The sequence below is a fragment of the Treponema sp. Marseille-Q4523 genome, assembly GCF_016901105.1.
In the GTDB taxonomy this organism is placed as follows: Bacteria; Spirochaetota; Spirochaetia; order Treponematales; family Treponemataceae; genus Treponema_D.
This window is the reverse complement of sequence record NZ_JAFEVM010000063.1, coordinates 1-5,503: the sequence shown is the minus strand read 5'-3', so window position 1 is coordinate 5,503 and position 5,503 is coordinate 1. Positions and strand designations below refer to the sequence as shown.

Below are 5,503 nucleotides of genomic sequence, written 5' to 3'. Positions count from 1 at the left end.
ACATATTAATCATTTTACAGATAGGAGCCTCTTATACTTGTTAGGTAAACATGGATTTGAGGTTATTGTAGGTAAGAAAATGGATTTGTATGGATTTCCTATAATTTGTTATTTGTGTAGGAAAAACTCTAAATATTCGATGGTGCTTAATCGGAATTTGTATAAAGATACAATAGATTTATATATCAAAAAATCGTATAAGCATCTGAGCAAAATATTAAAAAAAATAAATAATAAACATGTAAATATTTGGGGAATAGGATCTTCAACACTTGGAATAGTGAAGCATTTAAATGAGGCGTGTATAATTCATGATATAATAGATTCTTCTCCAAATAGAATTGGTAAGTTAATACTTGATAGACAAATTATAAAACTACCAGATATAGATAATTCATATCCTATAATTTTTTTACCTAATTTGTACCATAAGGATATATTGAGACAAGTAAAATCAGCAGGAATTAAAAATAAGGTAATCTTTTTAAGTAATTTATAAATGGTTTATATAAATCAGGAGACGTGAACAATGAATATATTGCATATTACCCCGCATCTCGGCGGTGGAGTCGGTTCTGTGGTCTTGAATTGGATGATGAAAGATTCGACGGATACCAAGCATACGATTATTTCACTTGACAGAAATAATAATCCGGACTGGAAACAGGTGCATGATAATTATGCTAATGTTACCATTTATGACGGAGCTTATTTTGATCCGATTTTTAACAATTTGTTGATGGAAAAGATTCAAGAATCGGATATTGTACTGATTCATTATTGGAATCATCCCTTGCTTTATGATGTTATGATTAATCGGGATTTTCCTGCATGCAGACTTATTATGTGGAACCATGTTTCGGGACTTTTCCCTCCGTATGTCAATACCGAGCAAGATATAGATTTTTGTGATAAATATATTTTTACATCTCCGGTAAGTTACGAAGCTGCCGATATAAAAAAACTTCCCGAAGAAAAGAAATATAAATTGGATGTAAATTGGTCGACTATCGGTGTTGAATCTTTTAAGAACCTGAAAAGGCCTGAGCATAAAGAATTCATTGTCGGATTTACAGGAACGGTCGATTTTGGGAAACTTAATCCGAAGTTCATTGATTTATGCGCTGCCGTCAATATTCCGGATGTAAAATTTATCGTATGTTCAGGAGATTCTCAGCAGCACCTTATCGACGAAGCAAAAGCAAAAAATGTATATGATCGCTTTTCCTTTGAAGGAAGAGTCCCAAGTATAGTGCCTTTTGTAGCACAATTTGATGTCTTCGGGTATCCGCTACAGCCGCAAAATTTTGCAACCTGTGAGCAGTCTATAGGAGAGGCTATGATGGGCGGCGCTGTTCCCGTAGTTTTAAATAATCCACCGGAGCGCTATATTATCAAACATATGGAAACGGGTATTGTTGCAAATACCTATGAGGAATATTCGGCAGGAATAGAGTTTTTGTATAAAAATCCCGATAAACGTAAAGAATTGCAAGCGAATGCACAAAAGTTTGCTTCAAATCTATACGATATAAATAGAACTATTAATAAATGGTATTCCGTTTTTGAAGAAGAAATGAAGTTGCCAAAGCAACAGCGGCAATGGCTGACCGGCAAAATCGATACAGTTTCTCCCGAGATGCTTTATATACTTTCTCTGGGCAACCATGCAAAACCATTTAAGGATTATCTCAATGCTCGTGATGCCGAGCAACTCAAAATGGCTGAAGTGCAGATAAAAGATTTGTATAACACAAATTCCATGTTTTATTCAAAAAATAAGGGAAGTGTCTTACAATATCTGTGTTATTTTCCTGATTCAAAAATTTTAAAAAAGTGGGCGGATTTAATATGAGCAAGCGTGTAATCGTAACCGGTGCAAACGGCTTTATAGGAAGCTGGCTGTGTAAAGAACTTACCGAAAACGGATATCATGTCATTGCCGTGGTGCGAAACAAGCATTCGAATATTTCCGCTCTCGCACATTTAAAGCATATTGATATCGTCCACTGCAACAGTTACGCAATTCATAAATTACCCAGATTGATAAATGAAGACTGTGAATTCTTTGTTCATCTTGCATGGGACGGCGCTGCGGGAGATGAACGTGGAGATTTTGAGATTCAGCTGTCAAATGTTGAAGCTTCCTGCAATGCGGTGAGCGCCGCTAAAGAATGTAATTGCAAGCGTTTTATCCACGCAGGAAGCCTTATGGAATATGAAGCGATCGGTTATCTGACGCAAAATAACGCACATCCGGGAATGAGCTATATCTACAAAACGGCAAAGTTAACCGCGGATTTTATGTCAAAAACCATAGCCCGCCAATGCGGTATCGAATACATAAATGCCGTAATATCCAATACCTATGGAGTCGGAGAAATTTCTCCCAGATTTATAAGTACATTTATGCGTTCAATGCTGAAAGAAAACGAATGCGCCTTAACGAGCGGAGAACAGCTGTATGATTTTATATACATATCGGATGCGGTAAAAGCTATCAGACTTGTCGCCGAAAAAGGCATACCGTATGCAAACTACTACATCGGTAACAGAGAGCAGTATAAGCTTAAAGAATTTGTCGTGAAAATGCGAGATATAGTTAATCCTCGTGCACAGTTAAATTTCGGTGCAGTGCCCTTTGACGGTATTATACTTGATTACGCTGAATTGAATACAGGGCGTTTGGAAAAAGAATTCGGCTTTATTCCTGCCGTTAATTTTGAAAGCGGAATCCGACAAACTTTAATTTGGCTTAAAGATATAATAAAACAGGATGAAAAAAAATGAATACTCCATTTATTTCAATATTTATGAAATTTTATAACAATGAAAAGACACTCCCTAAAACACTGGAGGCAATACGGAACCAAACTTCCAAACAATTTGAATTAATTCTTGTCGATAACGGGTCATCCGACAGAAGCTTTGCTATCGCCGAACAATTTAAAAGCGAAAATAAAAATATAGAAATAACTATTTTAAGAATTTCTAAGAACAATTTACGAATAGCTACTGAGTTAGCTGTTGCAGCTTCAAAAGGGACATACTTATTAGAAAACGATTCCGATGACTGGATGGAACCGGACTGCATAGAACTGCTTGCTCAAAAAGCTTTGGCAACGGATGCCGATATAGTTGCAGGTTTGTATCAGGAAGTAACGCCGAACGGTATACGAAGAAAGCGCAGTTTTTCAAAACATCCGAGCCGTTGGACAATCGTTGTAGAACAAGGAGTTGCATTTAGAAAAGAGTTATTTGTGATGGTACCGGAAGAATATAACGTGTTCGGTGACTTATACAGAATGGGGTATATGTGTTCTAAAGCAAAAATCGTCGCCTTTGTCGATAAAATAATTTTTAACTTTTTTCATCATAGCGCATCCAATTTTAATGCAAAAAAATACGAACTTGATACGATTCTGAATATAAGCAAAAATATTATAGATATATATAGAAATATATTTATCAAAGAGCCGGCGCCACAAGAGCAAAATATAATTTGCTATGCCGCTACTAAAAAGACCTATGAATTTATCATATTGGGAATACGAGATAAAACCATAAAAGATAAAAAAACCGTTGTGCAGTTTTTAAATAATCTAAAGATACAATTTCCCGCATACCGCAAAAATCCTGCTATAAAACTGACGGATAACGGGTACTGTTTTAGGGCGCGCCTATCCTTTTATGCGGTATACTTGCTAGATATATGTAATTTATGGAGTCTTCCAATATTCTATTATTCTCACAAAAGAAGTTAAACATTATGCACATATGAATACTATTAATACGAAAGTCGTTAGTGAAAAAAAACAAGCATTGTGGAACACATTAGGCCTTACAGCAATCTTAGCAGGAAATTATCTTATATTAATTTTTTTGTTGAGAATGGAAGCGTTTAGCGATGCAGGTATTTTTTCTTTATGCTTAGCTGTTGTCGCAATTTTTCAAGAAATTGCAGCATATAATGTGCGAACGTTTCAAATTGCCGATAACTATACAAGATTTTCCGAGTCTGCTTACATATTTGTACGTTTTTTTTCAATACTGATAAGTTTTATATGTTATTTTATTTTTTTGCTGTACATACAATATGACCGGAAGACTGTTTTATCTATGACATTATTTCTATTATCCCAAAATATCGGTATTTTTTTTGATGTATTTACAACAAAAATACAAATAAAAAAACGACTGGATATTCTTGGAAAAGGCTATTTACTAAGCAGTTTATGCAGCGTAATAGTTTTTATCACTACATATTTTTTTTATCAAAATATTGTTTTTGCATTTTTAACAAGAATGCTCTTTTCCATTATATTTTCGATAATGTTTACGTTTTTTTCATATAAAAAAGTAATCGGTTTATTTTTTTTTAATAGAATTGAATATAAGAAAACACATATAAAATCAGCATGCTCTTTATTAAAAGTTTGTTTTCCGCTTTTTATATCGGTTTTATTGGTTCCGCTACTTTCCGCATTTCCTAAAATTTTATTGGAAAGATATACAGATATTGATGTTGTCGGTATTTTAGCAGCCCTCTCAACGCCGGTCGTTTTAGTACCGACAGTGGCAGCAAGTTTTTTTGCTCCCTATATTCTTCGTTTTACCGATTTATTTGGTAAAGGAAAATATCGGACTATTCTAAGAAATATTTTCCGTATAGCGTTGTTAATTTTCGGAGGATGTACGCTTGCTTTGTTATTGAATAGTATTGTAGGTTTAAAAATATTCCAATTAGTTTATGGAAATAAAATTACCGACTATTTTCCTTTTTTTACGCCAATTCTTATTGCATATTTTATTTTGGCCTTTTCTACAATTATTACAACAATTTTAATAATCGCCGATAGAAGAAAATTTATTTTATTAAGTTCAATAATAGTAACTTTTATATCATATATACTTTCTGCATATTTGATTAAAAATTTAGCATTATATGGCGCCTGTCTCAGTATCTTGCTAACCAATTTACTGCAGGCCATTATACTATTGTGTGGATTATTAAAGGCATGTAATATTATAAAAGGACTCGGTAATAATGTATAAGATAAGTGTTATTATTCCTGTTTTTAATTCATTAAACTATTTAGATCGATGTATACAGAGTGTCGTAAATCAAGCATCATTTACAGATTATGAAGTAGTTTTGATTGATGACGGTTCAACAGACGGATCTGCGGAACTCTGCGATCACTATAGGTCAAAACATGGTAATATTGTTGTCAAGCATCAAGAAAATTACGGAATATCTTTGGCACGGAAGACAGGTATAGATATTTCTTCCGGATTATATGCGTTTTTTTTAGACTCTGACGACTGGCTACCCTATTCGAATGTACTTGAGTTATTATTTAATCAAGCAATAGAATATTCTGCAGATTTTGTTTCCGGTAATCATATAAAAACGAAGAATACTAATCTGTTTCAAAAGACACTTTTAATAAATAGCAAAAATATACATAAAATAGTAATAACCAATGAAACTACATTAATG

At 33.7% G+C, this 5,503-nt stretch carries 6 protein-coding genes; all 6 read left to right on the top strand.

Going from position 1 to position 5,503, the window contains the following annotated elements; genetic code table 11:
- On the top strand, nt 1-499 hold a 499-nt coding region (locus JSQ97_RS12405), incomplete at its 5' end, for a hypothetical protein (RefSeq protein ID WP_205076333.1).
- Nucleotides 500-529: 30 nt separating this feature from the next.
- Complete coding sequence (locus tag JSQ97_RS12400; protein WP_205076332.1) at nt 530-1,855, top strand: glycosyltransferase family 4 protein; 1,326 nt, start codon at nt 530-532, stop codon at nt 1,853-1,855.
- A complete protein-coding gene (locus JSQ97_RS12395) occupies nt 1,852-2,790 on the top strand; it encodes an NAD-dependent epimerase/dehydratase family protein (RefSeq protein WP_205076331.1) in 939 nt (312 codons plus the stop codon). The genes JSQ97_RS12400 and JSQ97_RS12395 overlap by 4 nt, the downstream gene beginning before the upstream one ends.
- Nucleotides 2,787-3,764: a glycosyltransferase family 2 protein gene (locus tag JSQ97_RS12390; protein ID WP_205076330.1), complete on the top strand. Its 978-nt coding sequence runs from the start codon at nt 2,787-2,789 to the stop codon at nt 3,762-3,764. Before JSQ97_RS12395 ends, JSQ97_RS12390 begins: the two co-directional genes overlap by 4 nt.
- Before the next feature lie 13 nt (nt 3,765-3,777).
- Nucleotides 3,778-5,055, top strand: a complete 1,278-nt coding sequence (locus JSQ97_RS12385; protein ID WP_205076329.1) for a lipopolysaccharide biosynthesis protein — start codon at nt 3,778-3,780, stop codon at nt 5,053-5,055.
- Nucleotides 5,048-5,503, top strand: a 456-nt coding sequence (locus tag JSQ97_RS12380; protein WP_205076328.1) for a glycosyltransferase family 2 protein, incomplete at its 3' end; no start/stop codon positions are given. The genes JSQ97_RS12385 and JSQ97_RS12380, both read left to right, overlap by 8 nt.

What these genes read in the sequence shown, in the direction of transcription:
- JSQ97_RS12385 (WP_205076329.1), top strand. Translation starts at nt 3,778, where the DNA reads ATGAATACTATTAATACGAAAGTCGTTAGTGAAAAAAAACAAGCATTG.
- JSQ97_RS12400 (WP_205076332.1), top strand. Translation starts at nt 530, where the DNA reads ATGAATATATTGCATATTACCCCGCATCTCGGCGGTGGAGTCGGTTCT.
- JSQ97_RS12395 (WP_205076331.1), top strand. Translation starts at nt 1,852, where the DNA reads ATGAGCAAGCGTGTAATCGTAACCGGTGCAAACGGCTTTATAGGAAGC.
- JSQ97_RS12390 (WP_205076330.1), top strand. Translation starts at nt 2,787, where the DNA reads ATGAATACTCCATTTATTTCAATATTTATGAAATTTTATAACAATGAA.